This window comes from Cognatundibacterium luofuense (assembly GCF_018139685.1).
In the GTDB taxonomy this organism is placed as follows: domain Bacteria; phylum Pseudomonadota; class Gammaproteobacteria; order Burkholderiales; family Burkholderiaceae_D; genus Undibacterium; species Undibacterium luofuense.
Genome location: NZ_JAGSPN010000274.1, coordinates 1 through 369, shown reverse-complemented (window position 1 = coordinate 369; position 369 = coordinate 1). Strand labels below are relative to the sequence as shown.

General features: G+C 40.9%; 1 protein-coding gene. It reads right to left on the bottom strand.

What is annotated here, in order from left to right; all coding sequences use genetic code 11:
- Positions 1-369, bottom strand: a 369-nt coding sequence (locus tag KDM89_RS20375) for a hypothetical protein (RefSeq protein ID WP_212689688.1), incomplete at both ends; no start/stop codon positions are given.

Below are 369 nucleotides of genomic sequence, written 5' to 3'. Positions count from 1 at the left end.
GACCTATTTCAATTGAAGAATAATCATCCGGATCTAAACTATTGCCCGCAAGGTTGCTTTCGACGTCTGAGAACAAATCTCTGTTTTCAGTCAAATATTTTTCTATATCAGATGACGTTGGAAAATCGCTCTTTTCTATAGGATGCTTAACGAATTTCCCGCTAATTTGTTTGACTATTTGTATATGAAATGGCTTGTTCCCAGTTTTTTGGCGAAAAATGAACACGCGATTCCCTTTGAACGCTTCTCTCGTTTTCTTCCCTGCGCAAACTCTGATCTTATTCCCAGCACCGCCACCAAGCACCCAAAAATCGATCTTTGGAAATACCTTACGAATAGCCTCAACAGTGCCTTTGAACCATGCTCGGC